19 protein-coding genes are annotated in these 20259 nt (G+C 58.3%); 10 read left to right on the top strand and 9 right to left on the bottom strand.

What is annotated here, in order from left to right; all coding sequences use genetic code 11:
* Positions 1–101 precede the first annotated feature (101 nt).
* Positions 102–629, top strand: coding sequence for a DUF3617 domain-containing protein (locus tag MOP87_RS20910; RefSeq protein ID WP_027913319.1), 528 nt, complete (start codon positions 102–104; stop codon positions 627–629).
* Here the strand turns inward: MOP87_RS20910 and folE2 are convergent.
* Positions 613–1524 carry a GTP cyclohydrolase FolE2 gene (folE2, locus tag MOP87_RS20905; protein WP_110606330.1) on the bottom strand — a complete coding sequence of 304 codons (912 nt, stop codon included), beginning with the start codon at positions 1522–1524 and terminating at the stop codon, positions 613–615. The genes MOP87_RS20910 and folE2 overlap by 17 nt on opposite strands.
* 223 nt (positions 1525–1747) lie before the next feature.
* Between folE2 and zigA the strand changes: the two genes are divergently transcribed.
* Genes zigA through MOP87_RS20890 form a run of 3 tightly spaced genes read left to right on the top strand, consistent with a single transcriptional unit; the run spans position 1748 to position 4585 of the window.
* Positions 1748–2956, top strand: coding sequence for a zinc metallochaperone GTPase ZigA (gene zigA, locus MOP87_RS20900; RefSeq protein ID WP_110606331.1), 1209 nt, complete (start codon positions 1748–1750; stop codon positions 2954–2956).
* 53 nt (positions 2957–3009) lie between these two features.
* A complete protein-coding gene (locus MOP87_RS20895; RefSeq protein ID WP_042139011.1) occupies positions 3010–3573 on the top strand; it encodes a DUF1826 domain-containing protein in 564 nt (187 codons plus the stop codon).
* Positions 3574–3613: 40 nt separating this feature from the next.
* Positions 3614–4585 (top strand): CobW family GTP-binding protein, encoded by a 972-nt coding sequence (locus tag MOP87_RS20890; protein WP_110606332.1) that lies wholly within the window; start codon positions 3614–3616, stop codon positions 4583–4585.
* Here the strand turns inward: MOP87_RS20890 and MOP87_RS20885 are convergent, their stop codons facing one another.
* Positions 4586–4978 carry a DUF3301 domain-containing protein gene (locus MOP87_RS20885; protein ID WP_110606333.1) on the bottom strand — a complete coding sequence of 131 codons (393 nt, stop codon included), beginning with the start codon at positions 4976–4978 and terminating at the stop codon, positions 4586–4588. It abuts the gene before it with no gap.
* 119 nt (positions 4979–5097) lie between these two features.
* Here MOP87_RS20885 and pdxY point away from each other — a divergent pair, with 119 nt between their 5' ends.
* Positions 5098–5970: a pyridoxal kinase PdxY gene (pdxY, locus tag MOP87_RS20880; protein ID WP_049695278.1), complete on the top strand. Its 873-nt coding sequence runs from the start codon at positions 5098–5100 to the stop codon at positions 5968–5970.
* Here the strand turns inward: pdxY and MOP87_RS20875 are convergent.
* Positions 5967–6452, bottom strand: coding sequence for an acyl-CoA thioesterase (locus MOP87_RS20875; RefSeq protein WP_023532667.1), 486 nt, complete (start codon positions 6450–6452; stop codon positions 5967–5969). The two genes, pdxY and MOP87_RS20875, sit on opposite strands and share 4 nt — an antisense overlap.
* Before the next feature lie 330 nt (positions 6453–6782).
* On the opposite strand from MOP87_RS20875, the gene MOP87_RS20870 reads away from it, so the two are divergent.
* Complete coding sequence (locus tag MOP87_RS20870; RefSeq protein WP_028686796.1) at positions 6783–8543, top strand: cation:proton antiporter; 1761 nt, start codon at positions 6783–6785, stop codon at positions 8541–8543.
* A gap of 76 nt (positions 8544–8619) precedes the next feature.
* On the opposite strand, the gene MOP87_RS20865 is transcribed toward MOP87_RS20870, so the two are convergent.
* The 5 genes from MOP87_RS20865 to zwf all read right to left on the bottom strand — a co-directional run bounded on the left by MOP87_RS20865 (position 8620) and on the right by zwf (position 14492).
* Positions 8620–9027 (bottom strand): SMI1/KNR4 family protein, encoded by a 408-nt coding sequence (locus MOP87_RS20865; RefSeq protein ID WP_023532298.1) that lies wholly within the window; start codon positions 9025–9027, stop codon positions 8620–8622.
* Positions 9028–9307: 280 nt separating this feature from the next.
* Positions 9308–10162, bottom strand: coding sequence for a Tim44 domain-containing protein (locus MOP87_RS20860; protein ID WP_027913326.1), 855 nt, complete (start codon positions 10160–10162; stop codon positions 9308–9310).
* Positions 10163–10328: 166 nt separating this feature from the next.
* Positions 10329–12515: a DNA helicase II gene (gene uvrD, locus MOP87_RS20855; RefSeq protein WP_059183518.1), complete on the bottom strand. Its 2187-nt coding sequence runs from the start codon at positions 12513–12515 to the stop codon at positions 10329–10331.
* A 137-nt stretch (positions 12516–12652) separates the two neighbouring features.
* Positions 12653–12967 (bottom strand): hypothetical protein, encoded by a 315-nt coding sequence (locus MOP87_RS20850; protein ID WP_027913328.1) that lies wholly within the window; start codon positions 12965–12967, stop codon positions 12653–12655.
* An 82-nt stretch (positions 12968–13049) separates the two neighbouring features.
* Positions 13050–14492: a glucose-6-phosphate dehydrogenase gene (zwf, locus tag MOP87_RS20845; protein WP_027913329.1), complete on the bottom strand. Its 1443-nt coding sequence runs from the start codon at positions 14490–14492 to the stop codon at positions 13050–13052.
* 104 nt (positions 14493–14596) lie between these two features.
* On the opposite strand from zwf, the gene hexR reads away from it, so the two are divergent.
* Positions 14597–15463 carry a transcriptional regulator HexR gene (hexR, locus tag MOP87_RS20840; RefSeq protein WP_023532857.1) on the top strand — a complete coding sequence of 289 codons (867 nt, stop codon included), beginning with the start codon at positions 14597–14599 and terminating at the stop codon, positions 15461–15463.
* A gap of 122 nt (positions 15464–15585) precedes the next feature.
* Complete coding sequence (locus MOP87_RS20835) at positions 15586–15804, top strand: hypothetical protein (RefSeq protein ID WP_080992801.1); 219 nt, start codon at positions 15586–15588, stop codon at positions 15802–15804.
* Here MOP87_RS20835 and MOP87_RS20830 read toward each other — a convergent pair.
* Positions 15746–16708 carry a LysR family transcriptional regulator gene (locus MOP87_RS20830; RefSeq protein WP_027913330.1) on the bottom strand — a complete coding sequence of 321 codons (963 nt, stop codon included), beginning with the start codon at positions 16706–16708 and terminating at the stop codon, positions 15746–15748. The two genes, MOP87_RS20835 and MOP87_RS20830, sit on opposite strands and share 59 nt — an antisense overlap.
* Before the next feature lie 190 nt (positions 16709–16898).
* Here MOP87_RS20830 and MOP87_RS20825 point away from each other — a divergent pair, with 190 nt between their 5' ends.
* Entirely contained in the window at positions 16899–18314 is a 1416-nt protein-coding gene (locus tag MOP87_RS20825) for an acetyl-CoA carboxylase biotin carboxylase subunit (protein WP_027913331.1), read from the top strand.
* Between the two features lie 97 nt (positions 18315–18411).
* On the top strand, positions 18412–20220 hold the full coding sequence (gene oadA / locus MOP87_RS20820) for a sodium-extruding oxaloacetate decarboxylase subunit alpha (RefSeq protein ID WP_196110271.1): 1809 nt from the start codon (positions 18412–18414) through the stop codon (positions 20218–20220).
* The last annotated feature ends 39 nt before the right edge of the window (positions 20221–20259 follow it).

Below are 20259 nucleotides of genomic sequence, written 5' to 3'. Positions count from 1 at the left end.
GTAACAGAACACGAACGTGGTTCGCCTGCAACAAGCGGTTCGTTTCAACGTCTAACCCAAACATCGTCGGGATGACCGACATTTCCAGGAGTGTGATTTCCATGAAAATTCGTATGCCGTTGCTGGCGCTGGCCTTGTGCGCAGGCAGCGTCACAGCCCAGGCCCAGATGCTTCAACCCGGCTTGTGGGAGCTGACCACTAGCAATATGCAGGTCGACGGTAAGCCGCTACCTGATATGGATTTCATGCTCAGCCAGTTGAAGAACCTACCGCCCGATCAACGGGCGATGATGGAAGGCATGCTTGCCAAGCAAGGTGTCACTGTAGGTGGTAAAGGGGTGCGCTCCTGCCTCACCCCTCAGCAGGTGGCAACCAACGACATTCCGCTGCAGGATCCAAAGTCCGGCTGCACTCAGAAGATCACTGACCGCACCGGTAACGTTTGGAAGTTTCAATTCAGCTGCCCCAAAGCCCAGGGTAATGGCCAGGCCACCTTCCTGAGTGACAAGGAGTTCACCACCCAAGTGAGTGGCACGTTCAATGCGTCGGGTGTTCAGCAGCAGGGCAGCATGAATACACGTGCGGTATGGCTGGGCAATGATTGCGGTACGGTCAAGCCTCGGACGTGATGTTCCACTGCCACTGGCCAGTTGCTACGGCGTCGTGGGCATGCAGACTTTCAGCATGTTCCACGCGCGTCTTGAACCCTTTAATCCATTCGATAGTGCTTAGCGCTTGATACAAGCGTCTCGCTGCGTCCTCGCAAAACATCAGGTTCTGTCCGTTCGCCAACGCAAATGCTTGTTCATCGGCGCGCTTTACCGCAGTTTGTACCGCAGTGCCCAAGGCTTGCTCGGCCGCATCTATGACCTCGGTTATGGGAAGCTCAGGATGATTATCCTCGAGCCTAACGCTTATCTTTGCCATGCTCCTCTGGCTATGAGGCGTTGCTACGATGCCCTCCGAAGTCCCCAACCATGCCAATACCTCTTCGCTGTCCAAAGTTCCTGAGCCGAATCGAGCGTGGAACCGTTGCTGGATAAGCTGTCGAGCGAGCGCTGCCGAGCATGGGCATGTAGACGAATAAGGCACTAAAACAGATAGTTCCACGTGGAACATTTCACGTTCGATCCGTGCATCGATCTCGACGTCATAGCTTTTCCACCCAGCCAGAGGACTAACCAGCGCAGGCCGCCTGAGTAGGTGTTGGAAGCTCAGGCGCACATATGCCGCAGATGATTGCCCATCATGGCTGCTGAGAAAACTCGCCAAAAGGCGACGCAGCGATAGCGGGCGCAGCGGCTCATGCTCAAGATCTTCAAGCGCTAGGTACAGACGCGACATGTGTATGCCGCGTGAGCTGCCATCTACCAAATTCACCCCAGCATCCACTGTAGCCGCTACCTGACGGCCTCCAATCTGCATTGGCATGGCTATCCCACACATTCCTACCCAGTCCAACGGTGTGGTTGAGTTCATGTGTTGTGCAGCGACGTCAGGAAGCTGGGGCTGGAATTGGGACATGGGATTTCCAAGGCTATGCGTGTATGTGGAACATTGGGTCCACTGCTGATGGGTCGTGTGAGGTAACGGCAGAGCCGTTGGTACTGCGCTGTGAAATGAGCTGGTCAATTCCCAGTTCACCGCACCGAGCATTCGTCAGGAACCGCTTGGCTAAATTGTATTGTTACTTTATAACATTATGCAATGCATCGTTTCGAATGCGCCTGTGTGATGAGGTTTTGCCATGTCCAATCGTCTTCCTGTCACTGTGCTCTCCGGTTTTCTGGGCGCAGGCAAAAGCACGCTTCTCAACCATGTGCTGCGCAATCGCGAAGCGCTTCGTGTCGCGGTTATCGTCAATGACATGAGTGAGATCAACATTGACGCCAGCGAAGTTCAGCGCAATGTCACCCTTAACCGCGCCGAAGAAAAGCTGGTGGAAATGAGCAATGGCTGCATCTGCTGCACGTTGCGTGAAGATCTGCTTGAAGAGGTTGCACGGCTGGCCGAGGCGGGGCGCTTCGATTACCTGCTGATTGAATCGACCGGTATCTCAGAGCCGTTGCCTGTGGCTGAAACCTTTACCTTTCGTGATGAGCAAGGCCGCAGCCTGTCGGATCTGGCGCGTCTCGACACCATGGTCACCGTGGTGGATGCCTTGAATTTCATGCGGGATTACCAAGCCGCAGAGAGCCTGGAAAGCAGTGGCCAGACATTGGGGGATGACGATGAACGTTCGATCAGCGACTTGCTGATCGAGCAGGTAGAGTTCGCTGACGTGGTGCTGTTGAGCAAAATCGATCTGGTCAGTCAGGCCGAGCGGGAGGAGCTTTCAGCTATCCTCCGGAGCCTGAACCGCCGAGCCCAGATCATTCCCATGGTCATGGGTCAGGTTCCCCTTGCCAGGATTCTGGATACTGGCTTGTTCGACTTCGACCAGGCGGCGCAAGCGCCTGGCTGGCTGAAGGAGCTGCGCGGTGAACATACACCGGAAACAGAAGAATATGGCATCCAAGCCACTACCTGGACCGCACGCCGGCCTTTTCATCCGCAGCGGTTCCATGACTTTGTACACACACCCTGGAGTAATGGCCGGTTACTGCGTTCCAAAGGGTTCTTCTGGTTGGCGAGCAAATATAAAGAAGCGGGCAGTTGGTCCCAGGCAGGCGGCATGATGCGCCATGGGCTGGCGGGTCGTTGGTGGTGTTTCGTTCCCCGTGAACAGTGGCCTGAGGATGTGGATAACGTTTCTGCCATTCTCGAACATTGGTTACCGGATACTGGCGACTGCCGGCAGGAATTGGTATTCATAGGGCAAAATATGGACGTGGCCAAATTATCCACAGCCCTTGATCAGTGCCTGTTGACGGATGAAGAAATGGCACTCGAGCCCATGGGTTGGCTGCGTTTTCCTGACCCATTCGGCCCCTGGGACGAACAGGTGGCAGCGTGAGTACGTCAGTGGCTGTGGATATCCGCCAGGTGTTTGGACACACGCCTCAATCAATGGCAGAAGTCCTGCAAGAGGGTGTCAACCTCGCAGTCTGGCAGCGGCAACTTCCACCTCAGCTGCAAGACTTTTCAGAGGTTGTGGCGGGGCTTGGAGGATCGATAACAGACCAGCGTGTGATCGAGGTCGACGAGCATCAGGTCCCAGTGATTGAGGGGCTGCTGTACGAGGCTGTGGATATCCACGGCTATGACGCTTTCGTCGCGGATGTCACGTGGTTGGTTTCGGCTTATAGCTGTTTGCTTGGAGCGCATCGCGTAGGTTTGCGCATACGTGCACTGACCAGTCCGATGTGCCCACGCTTTCATGTGGATAACGTTCCACTGAGGCTAATTACCACTTACGCGGGTCCGGGGAGTGAATATCTACCGGAGCAGGCAGTGGCGCGAGCTGCGTTGTCCACAGGCAATGCTGCTGTGGATAAGGTGATGCGACTGAATACAGGTGACGTTGCCTTGTTCAAGGGCGAGCGCTGGGAGGGCAATGAAGGCGCAGGCGTCGTACATCGTTCCCCGTCAGGTCCACCGCGACTGTTGCTTACGCTTGACTGGCTAGCCTGACAGCGCATAGTTGAGCAAACCGCCTGCTTGAAGAACCATCATGCTTCGCAATATTCCCACCCATGTTATTGCTGGCCCGCTGGGGGCCGGCAAAACGACGGTGATTCATCACCTGCTACAGCAAAAGCCTGACCACGAACGCTGGGCCGTATTGGTCAATGAATTCGGGGCAGTAGGGCTGGATGCGGCACTTTTGACCACAAGCCAGAACGGCATCTCGATCGCCGAAGTAGCAGGAGGCTGCCTGTGCTGCGTCAATGGGGTTCCGTTCCAGGTAGGGCTGGGTAGGCTTCTGCGCCAGTGCAAGCCGCACAGACTGTTCATAGAGCCCTCCGGACTGGGCCATCCCCTTCAATTGCTTGATCAATTGGCCCAAGCGCCTTGGACTGATGTGCTGACAATTCAGCCGTTGATAGTCGTTACCACACCCGCATCTCTGCGCAGTGGCAGGCCGTTACCAACTGCTCAATCAGCCGCGTTGGAAGCCTGTGAAACCCTGGTTATCAATAAGTCGGAGTCTGTGGATAAAGATTTCAAGCTGTTGATAAACAAAGAATTCCCAGGGAAAAGGCTGATATGGACGACACAAGGTCAGCTTCCTTTGAATAGTCTGCCTGTCCATCAAAACAAGATTGTTGACAGCCCTGATAGCGATATAGAGATTGTCGACAATCCGCCGAAGGCCATGCGTGCTCTTTGGGCGGACCGGCGCGAGCCGATACGCCAGGTAGTTCAAGGAGAGGATGGGTGGAGCATAGGCTGGCGTTGGCACCCCCACCAGCGCTTTTATCCACAGGCCATAGATGAGCTATTGAAGTCGCTGAAGTGGAGGCGTGCCAAGGGTGTTATCCACACAGCACAAGGCAGATGCTCGTTCAATGCACTCGAAGGCAAGTTGGCGCCCTGGCAGCCCAGTGAATGGACAGCCGACAGTCGCCTGGAATTGATTTTCGAGAGGCCTCAGCCTGTGGACGAGTTGGAAGCCCGCTTGCAGAGCTGCCTCATGCCTTGATCAGTTGTGCCAACGGTCATGTTGCTGGCGCCACTGCTGCATTTCGATCACATTGTCCGCCCGCGGGGGCGTCTTGATTTCGAAGGGGTAGGGTGCCAGCTCTATCTGCATGCTGTGCGCGCCGAACTGAGTCACGGTACCAGGGTGACGTTGCTCCCCTGTCACGGTAAATTCGAAGCCATAGAGACGTGCCAGGCGCTTGCGACCCTTGGCATCATGCACGAAGGCAATACGTTTGAGCGCGACGGCGTCATCGAGCAACTGAAGGTCAAGCTTTGCGCAATGCTGTTTGACCCTTTCCAAGGCCTTCTCGCGCAGACCGTGGTTGTGCCACAGCCAAGCGCCTGCCGTGGCCATCACCATCAGGACTAACAGGTTCTCCAGGGTCAACATGTGCGTAGGCTCCAAACCGATCGATTCAGCTTAACTGCGTCCCTGGCCTGTCGTACAGGTGGCAATCACGTTCATACTGCGCGTTGCATGATTCTTGAACAGCTTTGGAAATGACTCGCATGAAACGTACCCCGCACCTGCTCGCCATCCAGTCCCATGTGGTGTTCGGCCACGCCGGCAACAGCGCTGCGGTATTCCCCATGCAGCGTATCGGCATCAATGTGTGGCCGCTCAACACGGTGCAGTTCTCCAATCACACTCAGTATGGCCAGTGGAGCGGAGACGTGCTTGCTCCAACGCAAATTCCAGCGTTGGTGGAAGGCATTTCCAACATCGGTGAGCTGGGGGAGTGTGATGCCGTGCTCTCGGGCTACCTCGGCAGTGCCGAGCAGGGGCGCGCGATTCTGGAAGGCGTGGCGCGAATAAAGGCCGTCAACCCGAGGGCGTTGTACCTGTGCGATCCAGTCATGGGCCATCCTGAAAAGGGGTGCATCGTATCGCCACAGGTTAGCCAGTTTTTGCTGGAACAAGCGGTCACAAAGGCTGACATCCTGTGCCCTAACCAGCTGGAGCTGGACAGCTTCTGTGGCCGGCGCGCGGCATCACTGGAGGATTGCGTAGGCATGGCTCGCAGTCTTCTGCTCAAAGGGCCCAAGGTTGTGCTGGTCAAGCACCTGGCTTACCCGGGGCGCGCAGAGGACCAGTTCGAGATGCTGTTGGTGACGGCCGAACACAGCTGGCATTTGCGCCGCCCGCTGCTGGCCTTCCCCAAGCAACCGGTAGGCGTGGGTGACCTGACTTCCGGTTTGTTCATGGCGCGGGTGCTGCTTGGCGACAGCTGGGAACAGGCATTCGAGTTTGCAGCCTCCGCCGTACATGAAGTACTGCTGGAAACTCAGGCCTGCGCCAGTTACGAGTTGCAGCTGATACGTGCCCAGGACCGCATCGCCCACCCGCGCGTACGTTTTGAAGCGAGGTTGTTGAACGCCTAGACACCGTCGGTTTTCAGGTTCTGATAGCGCTTTTCCAGTTCCTGGCGAATCTGCCGTCGCTGCTGGCCTTGCAGGAATCGGCGTTTCTCTTCGCTACTCTGCGGTTGACGCGGGGGAACCGAAACTGGCCGTCGATTATCGTCCACGGCCACCATGGTGAAAAAGCAGCTGTTGGAATGGCGCACCGAGCGTTCACGGATGTTCTCGGTAACGACCTTGATACCGACCTCCATGGAAGTATTGCCGGTGTAGTTTACCGACGCCAGGAAAGTGACCAGCTCGCCTACATGCACCGGCTCGCGAAAGATGACCTGGTCGACTGACAGCGTCACTACATAGGAGCCTGCATAGCGGCTGGCACACGCATACGCGACTTCGTCGAGGTACTTGAGCAGCGTTCCGCCATGTACGTTGCCAGAGAAATTCGCCATGTCGGGTGTCATCAAGACGGTCATGCTCAGCTGGGCGTTTCCAGGTTCCATAAAATGCTCACGGTAAGAGTGTGCGCAATCGCGCCAAAGGCTAGCAGGCGCTCTGTTCTGTTGAAGCGACAGCCTGCGTTTAACGGGACGCTCCCATGCTTTGAGGCGTCACGCTGTTTATGCCAGTGACGGCCTGATAGCAGTCGATCTGTTTCATCATATTGCATCGACAGTTCATGGGAAGGCGCGATGTTAATCTGAGTACGCCCATGCAACATGGGCACGCTTTCAATGAATACAGTGTGTACTCGCTGCTTGCTTGGGCCCGCCTCGGCGCAGGCGCGACCTGCCCGTTAGCACAGCCCAAGACGAGAGAAGGAGAATCACGTCATGCATGCCATCAGCTTCATTCAGGACCTGGCGGTCATCATGCTGGTTGCAGGCGTGGTCACCATTGTTTTTCACCGTCTCAAGCAGCCAGTGGTGCTCGGTTATATCGTCGCCGGTTTCATCATAGGCCCCCACACGCCCCCCTTCGGCCTGATTCACGACGAAGACACCATCAAAACGCTCGCCGAGCTTGGCGTGATTTTCCTGATGTTTTGCCTGGGCCTCGAGTTCAGCCTGCGCAAGCTGTTCAAAGTTGGCGCCACGGCCTTCATAGCAGCTTTTCTGGAAATCGTATTGATGATCTGGATCGGCTTCGAGATTGGGCGTTGGTTCGGCTGGAACACCATGGACTCCTTGTTCCTGGGCGCCATTCTCGCCATTTCCTCGACCACGATCATCGTCAAGGCCCTCAATGACCTGAAGATGAAGAACGAACGGTTTGCACAGCTGATATTCGGCGTGTTGATTGTCGAAGACATCCTGGGTATCGGCATCATCGCACTGCTGTCGGGTATCGCCGTCAGCGGCACCGTCAGTTCGGGGGAGGTCTTTTCAACCGTCGGCAAGCTGTCCTTGTTCATGATCGTTGCCTTGGTGATCGGCATTCTTCTGGTACCGCGCGTACTGGCTTATGTGGCCAAGTTCGAAAGTAACGAGATGCTGCTCATCACAGTGCTGGGTCTGTGCTTCGGATTCTGTCTGCTGGTCGTGAAACTCGAATACAGCATGGTCCTGGGGGCTTTCCTGATTGGTGCCATCATGGCCGAGTCGCGGCAGTTGTTGAAAATCGAGCGTCTGATCGAACCTGTCAGGGATTTGTTCAGCGCCATATTCTTCGTCGCAATTGGCTTGATGATCGATCCGCAGGTATTGGTCGACTACGCTTGGCCGATTGTGGTCATTACCTTGGCCGTTGTACTGGGCAAGATGCTGTCCTGTGGCATGGGCGCTTTCATCGCGGGAAACGACGGGCGCACCTCGTTGCGGGTGGGTATGGGCCTGTCTCAGATCGGCGAGTTTTCATTCATCATTGCGGCCTTAGGGATGACCCTGCAGGTCACCAGCGACTTCCTCTACCCGGTGGCGGTCGCCGTCTCGGCCATTACCACGCTACTGACACCGTATCTGATTCGTGCCGCTGATCCGCTGTCGATAAAACTGGGTAACGTAGTGCCTGGGCGGCTGGCTCGCGTGCTGTCCTTGTATGGGGAGTGGCTGCGCAACATCCAGCCTCAGGGCCAGAGTGCCCTGGTGGCGGCGATGATACGGCGCATATTGTTGCAGGTCGGCGTGAACCTGGCGTTGGTCATCGCCATATTCTTCAGCGGCGGTTACTTCGCAGGGCGGCTTGGCACTTGGCTCAGCCAGTGGATCAGCGATGTGAGCCAGCAGAAGGCGGTGATCTGGGGGGCTGCATTACTGCTTTCGCTACCTTTTCTGATCGCGGCTTACCGCAAACTCAAAGCGCTATCGATGCTGCTGGCCGAAATGGGCGTCAAGCCTGAAATGGCTGGGCGCCATACTCAGCGCGTACGGCGCGTGATTGCTGAAGTCATTCCGCTGATTTCGCTGCTAGTGATCTTTTTGCTGCTGTCGGCGTTGTCGGCGAGCATTCTACCCACCAACGAGCTATTGCTGATCATTGCCATCGTGGCAGCGGTGGTGGTCGCTTTGTTATGGCGTTGGTTCATCCGGGTGCATACACGCATGCAGATTGCGTTACTCGAAACGCTGGAGAACAATCGGGACAACGGCCACTGACCCCAGTGGCGTCTGCTGCAGACGGGCCGTAATCACGGCCCGCAAGGTACTTCGACCGAGGTGGGGGTGAGGCTGATCAGCTCTCTAGCCACACGTCCCGTGCCCAATGCCAAACCGATTCCCAGCTGTCCTCACCGACGAGTTCCTCATCGGCATCCCACAGCACCACGGTGCCATCTTCCTCGACGCAATAGTAATTGTCGCCATCCTGGCACAGCGGAATCAGTTCCCGAGGCACCCCGGCGTCCCAGGCATTTGCAGCAACGTCCGGGAGGTAGGTGTGTGACTGAGGGTCAGTCACCGTGACAGGTTCCAGCGAGCCATAGACCACATCGCTGACGTTCAGCAGGAACTCCTTGAACACGAACGGAATGTTGATGAACAGCTGCTCTTCGATTTCAACCAACTGATCCTCGTCTGGAAGCTCAAGGGGGACCGGTACTGGCTCGTTGGCTTCACGGAGTTGTTCAATCACTTCTTCCACGATTCACTTCCTCTGACCTAGATGACAACGCTGCGGGTTATACCCTAGTAGTGCGCTATGGCAAAAGCAAAAACCCCGGTAGGCCCGGAATGCTGTTCACTTGAAATGGTTGGGGCCGCTTTACGGCCCATCGCGGCACAAGGCCGCTCCTACATTGACCGCGTGGCACCCGAATTGACGGCATCACGAGACCTTACAGGAGCGGCCTTTTGCCGCGATGGGCTGCAGAGCAGCCCCAAAAGTAATAGCTTACGGATACGCCCGTGGTTTTTGGACCGGATTAACCGTTTTGACGGATACCCGCGACCAGCCAAGGCTGGTTTTCGCCCTTGGCACGTACCATGTGCCAGCTTTCGCTGAACTGTTCACCTTGGTCGAAGCGCGAGTTCTTCGATACGCCGCGGAAGGTGAGAGTAGCGTCAGTACGGTCGTCACGCTCATCGACGCCGTCCAGCTGTACATCGAGGTTGTCGATGTAGGTGGACTGGAAGCCATCACCCAGCTCGGCACGCTCGCGCTTGAGGAACTCGAGCATCTGCGGGGTCACGAACTCGGCGATCTTGTCCATTTCATTGGCGTCCCAGTGCTGCTGCAGCGACTGGAAGTGATTGCGGGCAGCTGCCAGGAAGCTTTGTTCATTGAACCAGGCTGGCGCGTTGATGACAGGCGATGGCGCTGCCGCCGGCGCAGTCGAACCGCCGAAAATGTTTGGCTGTGCAGGCTGACCCTGTGCTTCACGCTGCATGGGGGCATTGCCAGGCATGGCCATGTGTGGCTGCTGCTGACGTCGCCGTGCGGCGATGAAGCGGAACACCAGGAAGGCGATGAGCGCGATGATCAGGAAGTCCATGATCTGGAAGCCTTCGAAGCCGTCACCCATGAACATGGATGCCAGCAGACCACCGGCGGCCAAGCCCGCCAGAGGGCCCAACCAGCGCGAAGCACCGCTGGCGGCGGCCGGTGCGCGGCCAGGAGCGGTCGGCGCGGCGGCAGGCGTGTTCGGCGTAGCTTGACGGGTCTGGTGAATGGGCGCGGAGCCAGCGCTCTTGCCGCCGCCGAATCGCTTGGCGTTGGCGTCCAGGCTCAGCGTCAGGCCGACGCAGAGCGCCAGTGCGATGCTAAGAAAACGTTGCATAAATGGGATATCCCCTGTTGTGGATTGCACGCGCGTCATGGTGCACATGTTCCAAGGCATATGACCAGCGACATAATGTTTCGAGCTTTTGCTTGGTATGACCTATTTGAGCAAGCAACGGCGCAGGCGTTCAAACCTGGGTGCGCCCCTGGGCCGATGCTTGCCTTCAGATGGCTTCAAGCTTGGCGTAGCCCATCATCAACCACTTGCTGCCTTCGGCAAAATTGACCTGTACACGTGCCTGGGCCCCGGAGCCTTCGAAATTCAGGATGACCCCTTCACCGAAAACGGAATGCTGTACACGCTGGCCAAGGCTGAATGCGGTTTCGGGAATATCCGCATTGGCAAACAGGTGGCTGTTGAGGGCGGTCTTCGGGGTGCCGAACGGGCGGCTGACGCTGTTCGACAGACGTACCTCCTGCACCAGACCAGCAGGAATCTCGCGTACGAAGCGAGATACCTTGTTGTAGGTTTCACTACCGTACAGCCGTCTTGTCTCGGCATAGGTCATGACCAGCTGACGCATGGCGCGGGTGATGCCCACGTAGGCCAGGCGACGTTCTTCTTCAAGACGACCTGGCTCCTCCAGGCTCATCTTGTGCGGGAACAGGCCTTCCTCCATGCCCACCAGGAACACGTAGGGGAACTCCAGGCCTTTGGCACTGTGCAAGGTCATTAGCTGCACACTGTCCTCGTGCTCGTCAGCCTGCGTATCGCCGGCTTCTAGCGAAGCGTGACCCAGGAAGGCGGACAGTGGGGAGAGGTCGGCGTCTTCTTCGGTCGATTCGAAGTTGCGCGCTGCGCTAACCAGTTCCTCAAGGTTTTCCACCCGTGCCTGACCCTTTTCACCTTTTTCTTCCTGGTGATAGATGATCAGCCCGGATTGTTCGAGGGTGGTTTGCGTCATGGTATGCAGCGGCATGTCTTCGACTTTGGCTGCAAGCCCGTCGATCAGCTCGATGAATGCACCCAGGGCGCTGGCAGCCCGGCCCTTGAGCGCCTTTGCTGCGATCAGCTGGCACATCGCCTGCCACATCGATACCTGGCTGTGACGTGCATGCTCGCGAATGGCCTCGACGGTTTTCTCGCCAATACCGCGCGGCGGCACGTTGATCACGCGCTCCAGCGCGGCATCGTTACCGCGGCCTTCAATCAGTCGCAGGTAGGCCATGGCATTCTTGATCTCTGCCCGCTCGAAGAAGCGCTGGCCACCATAGATGCGGTACGGAATCCGCTCGCGCAGCAAGGCTTCCTCAAGCACCCGCGACTGGGCGTTCGAGCGATACAGAATAGCCATTTCGTCACGCGCGTTGCCTTGCTTGATCAGGCTTTCAATGGTCTCGACCACATAACGCGCTTCGTCATGTTCGTTGTAGGCGGCGTACAGCGTAATGGGTTCACCCTCACCCATGTCGGTCCACAATTCCTTGCCCAAACGCCCGCTGTTATTGGCGATCAGGGCGTTGGCAGCCTTGAGGATGCCACCGGTGGAGCGGTAGTTCTGCTCCAGGCGGATCGTCTCGGCATCTGGGAAGTCGGCCGTGTACTGGTGGATGTTCTCGATCTTCGCCCCGCGCCAGCCATAGATCGACTGATCGTCATCACCCACCGCCATCAGGCTGTCACCACCGCGGGCCAGCAGACGTAGCCAGGCGTACTGCACGGCGTTGGTGTCCTGGAACTCATCGACCAGTACGTGACGGAAGCGGCGCTGGTAGTGGGCCAACAGGCCTGGGTGATCGCGCCACAAATCCAGGGCGCGCAGCAGCAACTCGGAAAAATCGATGACACCCGCGCGCTCGCAGGCCTGCTCATAGGCGGTGTAGACGTCGCGCATGGTGGTCAGGAACAGGTCGCCGCCTGGCTGAATGTGCTGCGGGCGCAGGCCTTCGTCTTTCTGGCCGTTGATGAACCATTGAGCCTGGCGTGCCGGCCACTTCTGTTCGTCCAGCCCCAACTCGCGCATCACCCGTTTGACCAGGCGCTGCTGATCGTCGCTGTCCAGAATCTGGAAGTTCTGCACAAGCCCCGCTTCCTGCCAGTGAGCACGCAAGAGCCGATGCGCCAGACCGTGGAATGTCCCCACCCACATTCCTGCAGGGTTGATGCCCAACAGTTGCTCGATCCGGTGGCGCATTTCCGCAGCAGCCTTGTTGGTGAAGGTCACCGACAGGATCGAATGCGGCGATGCCTGCTCCACCTGGATAAGCCAGGCGATGCGGTGCACCAGCACACGTGTTTTACCGGAACCGGCGCCAGCAAGCACCAGTTGACGCCCGACCGTGGCCGCTACAGCCTGGCGTTGGGCGTCATTGAGGGAATTCAGCAGGAGGGAGAGGTCATCTGTGCTCATCTCGACATTCTAGGGGGAGGCCGAGCCAGGGGCAAACACCTACTGTATAAATGTTCACCTTCATCCCCTGCCGTTCATCGCGACCATCGCGCCCGGGTCAAGCCAAGGCTCGATCCTGGGCGTCCGGGCCGCCTACATCAGTTGGGCGCTTGAATGTCCTCGATGGCGATCCGCAGGTTGTCACTTCCGTGAATGATTTCCAGCGTCTTGAAACCGCTCGCGCCCTCATGGACGTACTCAACGGTCTTTTCGGTCATCACTGACATGGCGATGACACCGGTGTCTACCAGCTTGAGTTCCAGGACCTCCCAGCCACCTCGGTGGCGTCTGACCGGTTCGACCAGCACTGGTTCGTACGCCGGGCTGGGAACGGTGACGACGCCGTGAACCCTGAAGGACGTTTGGCCGCCAGCGGTCTGGTTGTAAGCAACGAAGTTCTTGAGTGTGCTCATGGGAGCCTCCTTGATGATAAGTAGCGCAAACGCGCATCGCTACTGTCGCTGCTTTCAAGGAAACCTTCGATTGGGCAACGCTTCATGCATGCCAGTGTCTGCCGTGTCGGGCCAGTAGGCTATTGGCCTGCTCCGGGCCACTGCTCCCGGCAGGATACGAGCGCGGGGCCTGGAAATGCTCCTCCCAGCCTTCGATGATGGGGTCAATCCACGCCCAGGCAGCTTCTACTTCATCCCGGCGCATGAACAAGGTCGAATCGCCTTCGAGTACGTCCAGCAGCAAGCGTTCGTAGGCCTCCCAGCGGCGCGTCTGGCTGAAAACCTGGGCCAGGTTCAAGTCCAGATCGACCGGCTCCAGGCGCATGCCCTTGCCTGGGGTCTTGGTCATCATCCGCAGGCTGATCCGCTCGTCTGGCTGCAACTGGATCAGTAGCTGGTTCACCTGACCCCCTTCGAACAGTTCGTGCGGAACGGGTTTGAACTGGAGCACAATTTGCGAAGAACGCCTTGCCATGCGTTTACCTGTACGCAAATAGAACGGCACCCCGGCCCAGCGCCAGTTGTCGATGTGTGCTTCTATGGCGACAAAGGTCTCGGTGTCGCTGTCATTGTCGACGTCTTTTTCGAAGTAGTACGCGCATACCTCCTGACCGCCGATGTGCCCGGCACCGTACTGACCTCGAACGGTTTTCTCCTGAACGTCTTGCCCAGTAATCGGCTGAAGCGCCCGCAGTATTTTCACCTTCTCGTCACGCACTGCCTCCGCCTCGAACTGGGCCGGCGGTTCCATGGCTACCAGGCAGAGCAGCTGGAGCAGATGGTTTTGCAACATGTCGCGCATTGCGCCTGCACGATCGTAGTAGCCGCCACGGTTTTCTACGCCCAGCGTCTCGCCGACACTTATCTGGACGTGATCGACCTGGCCGTTGCGCCAGACGGGTTCGAGCAGTGCGTTGGCGAACCGCAGCGCCATGAGGTTCTGTACGGTTTCCTTGCCCAGGTAATGGTCGATACGAAAAACCTGTCGCTCTTCAAATACCGCTCCGATCGCTTCGTTGATGGCAGTGGCCGACGACAAGGACTGACCGATCGGCTTTTCCAGCACGATACGTGCTTCGCTGTCGGCGAGACCGGCGATGTGCAGATGACTTGCAATGGGAGCGAACAACGAAGGCGCGGTGGCAAGGTAGAAGATCCGCATCAGGCCCCCTGGCTCACCCAGGTAGCGCGCCAGCCGAACGAAATCAGCACTCTGTGTCGCATCCATCGCGAAATAGTCGACCCGTGCACAAAACCGACGCCAGATTTCTTCGTCAAAGTCGCGGCGAGCGATTTGTGCCCGACAATGTCGCTCTGCAAGTTTGAGGTAGTCATCGCGCAGCAGGTGGCGTCTGGCCAGGGCGATTATCCGCACGGCTGGGTCCAGACGGCTTTCGCGAAACAGGTGGTAGAGCGCTGGCAGCAACTTGTGCAGGGCCAGGTCACCCGTGCCACCGAAGACCAGAATGTCGCAAGGAATAGTCAAACCACCACGCTCCACGTTCGTTTAACTGGGCGGGTTGCCGTCCATGTAGTATAACTACAAGAAAGCTACAACCCGGCCAGTCGATCATAACCCGAGTCCAGCCCGTGAATCTGTTGCAACATATCGCCCAATCGCGCCACCTGCTGCGCAAATCGGAACTGAAAGTGGCCGATCATGTGCTGCTGGACCCAGCCGCCGTCATGCACAGCTCGATGGCAGACCTGGCCCACAGTGTCGGCATCAGTGAACCGACCATTGTGCGTTTTTGCAGGGCCATCGGGTGCTCGGGTTTCCAGGACCTGAAGTTGAAACTGGCGCAGAGCCTGGCCGCCGGGGCCAGTTTTGGTCAGTTCGCTATTCATGAAGACGACTCCGTCGCCGATTACAGCCTGAAGATATTCGACACGACCTTGCATACCCTGATGGAGGTACGCGAGCACCTTGACCCACAGGCGCTGCAGCAGGCCGTCAGCGCCATGGCACAGGCGCAGCGTGTGGAGTTCTATGGTTTCGGCGCGTCCGGGGCCGTGGCAGCAGATGCCCAGCACAAGTTCTTCCGTTTGCTGCTCAGCGCGGCGGCGTACTCCGACCCGCACATGCAGGCCATGTCTGCGGTGACGCTCAAGCCTGGCGATGTGGCGGTGTGCATTTCGCAATCAGGCCGTTCGAAGGACTTGCTGATCACGGCCAACCTGGTCCGCGAAAGCGGCGCCAATCTGATCACGCTGTGCCCCAGCCAGACCCCGTTGGCCGAACTGTCCACGGTCAACCTGGCCATTGACGTTCACGAAGACACCGAGATCTATACGCCCCTGACCTCGCGCATTGCCCATCTGGTGGTCATCGACGTGCTGGCCATGGGCGTTGCCATGGCGCGCGGGCCAAGCCTGGTCAACCACCTCAAGAGCGTGAAGCGCAGCCTGCGTAGCCTGCGACTGTCGCCCAAGTCGATCAAGGCTCATGACGACTGAGGCCTGCTTCGGTTCTTCGAGTAGAAGCCATCATCGGTCACGACGCTGTCATCATCGCGCCTCCAAACGGTAAAACCGCTGGGTCAGTCTGAGCCTTCCGCATCCTTTCTGGGAATCAGGCAATGGCTCGTGACCACGACGGTATCTACCAACCTAACGCCAAGGCTCGCAAGCAGCAGGAAAAGGACCAGCGACGCATGGCGTATCGCCGCGCCATCGAAAGCTACTGTGACCAACGGCAGCTCCTGCGTGATGTCGCCGATTACCCTGACTTCGAAGGGCTCACTGCCTGGCAGACAGCGGCACCGACTGACCTGAAAATCGCTCGACCAATGCGCTGATCAGTGACCGCTCGCTGCGTATGAACGCCTGAAAGGCGAGTGCGACCGGCGATTGCCGCTTGGCCTTGGATTGAACGACGCACCAGCTGCGGTACAGCGGTAATTCTTCGACGGGCAGTTCGATTAGGTTTCTCGTGGCCAGCTCCATGTTCACGGCATGGCGGGTCAACAACGCGATGCCCAGCCCGGCGATCACGCATTCACGCTGGGCATCGGCCGAGGCCACTTCGAGGGTTTGCGTGAAGTGCACGCGCTTTTCCTTGAAATATTCCTCACAGGCCTTGCGTGTGCCTGAGCCTTGTTCGCGTACCAGCAGCGTGTGGGGCTCGAGGTCCTGCAGGCGCAGCTGCGGCAGCCTGCACAGGGCATGCTCGGGCGGTGCGACGGCGATGATCGGGTTGTTCAGGAACGGCAGGAAGTCCAGCCCCATGTCCTGCGGCACCATGGACATGATGATCAGGTCATCACGGTTATCGGACAGCCGCCTGATGGCCTGTGCCCGGTTGACCACGGTCAAGGTCAAGTTGACCTCCGGATGGCGCTGCTTGAATGCCGCGAACAGATGCGGCACGAAGTACTTGGCGCTGGACTCGATCGCCAGCTTCAACTGCCCTTGCAAAGACCCCTGCATGTCCGACAACTGCATATCCAGGCTTTCCAGACGCCCGAAGATGTCGTGACTGGCGCGTTGCAGCGCTTCGGCGGCTTCCGTGAGGTACAACTTCTTGCCCACGTATTCGAACAACGGCTGGCCAATCAGCTCTTCGAGTTGGCGGATCTGTAGACTAACGGCGGGTTGCGTGAGTGCCATCTCTTCGGCCGCGCGGCTATAGGAGCGAAGGTCACACACCTCATTGAAGATCTGCAACTGGCGCAATGTCATACGCATCAAGGACTTACGCATTTTATTCGTCTCGTCGGCAATACCTTGTAACTTCACTATAAGCTTTTGCTAATACTGCCCCTAACAAATATTGATTTTTGTTTATCGACCTACAGCGCTAGGGTGAATCTGCGACTGGCCAAACAACAACGGGTCACGCGCCGACCGGTAGAACCGTGTCGACTGTTCATACGGCTTTGGGAAGAATCCAGTGATAAAAAAAATCCTGATCGCCAACCGAGGTGAAATTGCAGTTCGGATCGTGCGCGCTTGCGCCGAAATGGGCATCCGCTCGGTAGCGATCTTTTCCGACGCCGACCGGCATGCGCTGCATGTAAAGCGTGCAGACGAGGCTTACAGCATTGGCGCAGAGCCACTGGCCGGTTATTTGAACCCGCGCAAGCTGGTGAACCTGGCCGTGGAAACGGGCTGCGATGCCCTGCACCCTGGCTATGGTTTTCTCTCGGAAAACGCGGAGTTGGCCGAGATCTGCGCCGAGCGCGGGATCAAGTTCATCGGGCCCGCTGCCGACGTGATTCGCCGCATGGGCGACAAGACCGAAGCGCGCCGCACCATGATCGCCGCAGGCGTTCCGGTCACCCCTGGCACAGAGGGTAACGTCGCCGACATTCACGAGGCGCTCAGTGAAGGCGACCGCATTGGTTATCCGGTCATGCTCAAGGCGACGTCGGGCGGTGGCGGCCGTGGTATCCGCCGCTGCAACAGCCGTGAAGAATTGGAGCAGAACTTCCCGCGTGTGATCTCCGAGGCCACCAAGGCATTCGGTTCAGCAGAAGTGTTCTTGGAAAAGTGCATCGTCAACCCCAAGCACATCGAGGCGCAGATTCTCGGCGACAGCTTTGGCAACGTCGTGCACTTGTTCGAGCGCGACTGCTCCATCCAGCGGCGTAACCAGAAGCTCATCGAAATTGCTCCGAGCCCTCAACTCACGCCCGAGCAACGCGCGTACATCGGCGACCTGGCAGTGCGTGCAGCCAAGGCGGTGGACTACGAGAATGCCGGTACCGTGGAGTTTCTGCTGGCCGATGGCGAAGTGTACTTCATGGAAATGAACACACGCGTGCAGGTCGAGCACACCATCACCGAGGAAATCACCGGTATCGATATCGTGCGTGAGCAGATCCGCATCGCATCGGGCCTGCCCCTGTCGGTGAAGCAGGAAGATATCCAGCACCGTGGTTATGCCCTGCAGTTTCGGATCAATGCCGAAGACCCGAAGAACAACTTCCTGCCCAGCTTTGGCAAGATCACCCGTTATTACGCGCCGGGTGGCCCAGGTGTACGTACCGATACCGCCATTTACACCGGCTACACCATTCCACCGTTCTACGACTCGATGTGCCTGAAGCTGGTGGTGTGGGCATTGACGTGGGAAGAGGCCATGGATCGCGGCCTGCGGGCCTTGGATGACATGCGCGTTCAGGGGGTCAAGACCACCGCGGCGTACTACCAGGAAATCCTGCGTAATCCGGAATTTCGTAGCGGTCAGTTCAACACCAGCTTCGTTGAGACCCACCCGGAACTGACCAACTATTCGATCAAGCGCAAACCCGAAGAGCTGGCCCTGGCCATCGCTGCCGCCATCGCCGCCCACGCAGGCATTTGAATACAGCTGCACGCTGCGAACCCAGATTGCCAGCCGGCGCCAACGCGTCTGTGCAGGCCGACTGAGGCGCGAAGCTTGCCGCGACGAGGAGATAACAATGTCCAAGAAGATTCACGTAACCGATACGATCCTGCGCGACGCCCACCAGTCCCTGTTGGCCACCCGCATGCGCACCGAAGACATGCTGCCGATCTGCGAGAAACTCGACAAGGTCGGTTATTGGTCACTGGAAGTCTGGGGTGGCGCCACCTTCGATGCTTGTGTGCGTTTCTTGAAGGAAGACCCGTGGGAGCGCCTGCGCAAGCTGCGTGCAGCACTGCCCAACACGCGCCTGCAAATGCTGCTGCGCGGCCAGAACCTGCTGGGTTACCGTCACTACAGCGACGATGTGGTCAGGGCATTCGTCGCCAAGGCCGCCGTCAATGGCATCGATGTATTCCGCATCTTCGACGCCATGAACGATGTGCGTAACCTGCGTGTGGCCATCGAGGCGGTCAAAGCCTCGGGCAAGCACGCCCAGGGGACCATCGCCTACACCACCAGCCCGGTGCACACCATCGAGGCGTTCGTGAATCAGGCCAGGCAGATGGAGGCCATGGGTTGCGACTCGATCGCCATCAAGGACATGGCCGGCCTGCTCACCCCGTTTGCCACCGGCGAGTTGGTCAAGGCACTCAAAGCCGAGCAGTCGCTGCCGGTCTTCATTCACTCGCACGACACCGCGGGCCTGGCTGCCATGTGTCAGCTCAAGGCTGTGGAAAACGGCGCTGATCACATCGACACCGCCATTTCCAGCTTCGCCTGGGGCACCAGCCATCCGGGTACCGAGTCCATGGTGGCGGCGCTCAAAGGCAGCGAGTTCGATACCGGGCTGGACCTGGAGCTGCTGCAGGAGATCGGCCTGTATTTCTATGCCGTACGCAAGAAATATCACCAGTTCGAAAGCGAGTTCACTGCCGTGGATACCCGCGTGCAGGTCAACCAGGTGCCAGGCGGCATGATTTCCAACCTGGCCAACCAGCTCAAGGAGCAGGGCGCGCTGAACCGCATGAACGAAGTGCTGGCGGAAATCCCGCGTGTGCGTGAAGACCTGGGCTTTCCACCGCTGGTTACCCCCACTTCGCAGATCGTCGGCACCCAGGCATTCTTCAACGTACTGGCCGGTGAGCGCTACAAGACCATCACCAACGAGGTGAAGCTGTACCTGCAAGGCGGTTACGGCAAGGCGCCGGGGGTGGTCAACGAGCAACTGCGTCGGCAAGCGATCGGCAGCGAAGAGGTGATCGATGTACGCCCGGCCGATCTGCTCAAACCGGAGATGACCAAGCTGCGTGCCGACATCGGGGCCCTGGCGCGCTGTGAAGAGGACGTGCTGACGTTCGCCATGTTCCCGGACATTGGCCGCAAATTCCTGGAAGAGCGCGAGGCCGGCACCCTGGCCCCCGAAGCGCTGCTGCCTATCCCTGAAGCCGGCGCCGTTTCCGCCCCGGGCGGAGAAGGCGTACCAACCGAATTCGTGATCGATGTGCACGGTGAAACCTACCGCGTGGACATCACCGGTGTAGGCGTCAAGGCAGAGGGCAAGCGTCACTTCTACCTGTCGATCGACGGCATGCCGGAAGAGGTGGTGTTCGAGCCGCTCAACGAGTTCGTCAGCGGCGGTAGCAGCAAGCGCAAGCAGGCCAGCGCCCCGGGCCATGTCAGCACCACCATGCCTGGCAACATCGTCGATGTGCTGGTCAAGGAAGGCGATACGGTCAAAGCCGGGCAGGCTGTGCTCATCACCGAGGCGATGAAAATGGAAACCGAAGTGCAGGCGGCTATCGCGGGCAAGGTCGTGGCCATCCACGTGGCCAAGGGCGATCGCGTGACGCCGGGCGAAATCCTGATCGAGATCGAGGGCTGAACCTGATCCCTTGACCATGGGTTAACCTCGGGGGAGCGC

Source organism: Pseudomonas sp. I3-I5, assembly GCF_022699445.1.
Taxonomy (GTDB): domain Bacteria; phylum Pseudomonadota; class Gammaproteobacteria; order Pseudomonadales; family Pseudomonadaceae; genus Aquipseudomonas; species Aquipseudomonas fulva.
Note: the sequence above shows the minus strand (reverse complement) of the source record. Positions and strands in the feature narration are given on the sequence as shown.

Coding starts and splice junctions, on each gene's coding strand:
- MOP87_RS20910 (WP_027913319.1), top strand. CDS start 102: ATGAAAATTCGTATGCCGTTGCTGGCGCTGGCCTTGTGCGCAGGCAGC.
- folE2 (WP_110606330.1), bottom strand. CDS start 1,524: ATGTCCCAATTCCAGCCCCAGCTTCCTGACGTCGCTGCACAACACATG.
- zigA (WP_110606331.1), top strand. CDS start 1,748: ATGTCCAATCGTCTTCCTGTCACTGTGCTCTCCGGTTTTCTGGGCGCA.
- MOP87_RS20895 (WP_042139011.1), top strand. CDS start 3,010: ATGGCAGAAGTCCTGCAAGAGGGTGTCAACCTCGCAGTCTGGCAGCGG.
- MOP87_RS20890 (WP_110606332.1), top strand. CDS start 3,614: ATGCTTCGCAATATTCCCACCCATGTTATTGCTGGCCCGCTGGGGGCC.
- MOP87_RS20885 (WP_110606333.1), bottom strand. CDS start 4,978: ATGTTGACCCTGGAGAACCTGTTAGTCCTGATGGTGATGGCCACGGCA.
- pdxY (WP_049695278.1), top strand. CDS start 5,098: ATGAAACGTACCCCGCACCTGCTCGCCATCCAGTCCCATGTGGTGTTC.
- MOP87_RS20875 (WP_023532667.1), bottom strand. CDS start 6,452: ATGGAACCTGGAAACGCCCAGCTGAGCATGACCGTCTTGATGACACCC.
- MOP87_RS20870 (WP_028686796.1), top strand. CDS start 6,783: ATGCATGCCATCAGCTTCATTCAGGACCTGGCGGTCATCATGCTGGTT.
- MOP87_RS20860 (WP_027913326.1), bottom strand. CDS start 10,162: ATGCAACGTTTTCTTAGCATCGCACTGGCGCTCTGCGTCGGCCTGACG.
- uvrD (WP_059183518.1), bottom strand. CDS start 12,515: ATGAGCACAGATGACCTCTCCCTCCTGCTGAATTCCCTCAATGACGCC.
- MOP87_RS20850 (WP_027913328.1), bottom strand. CDS start 12,967: ATGAGCACACTCAAGAACTTCGTTGCTTACAACCAGACCGCTGGCGGC.
- MOP87_RS20835 (WP_080992801.1), top strand. CDS start 15,586: ATGGCTCGTGACCACGACGGTATCTACCAACCTAACGCCAAGGCTCGC.
- MOP87_RS20830 (WP_027913330.1), bottom strand. CDS start 16,708: ATGCGTAAGTCCTTGATGCGTATGACATTGCGCCAGTTGCAGATCTTC.
- oadA (WP_196110271.1), top strand. CDS start 18,412: ATGTCCAAGAAGATTCACGTAACCGATACGATCCTGCGCGACGCCCAC.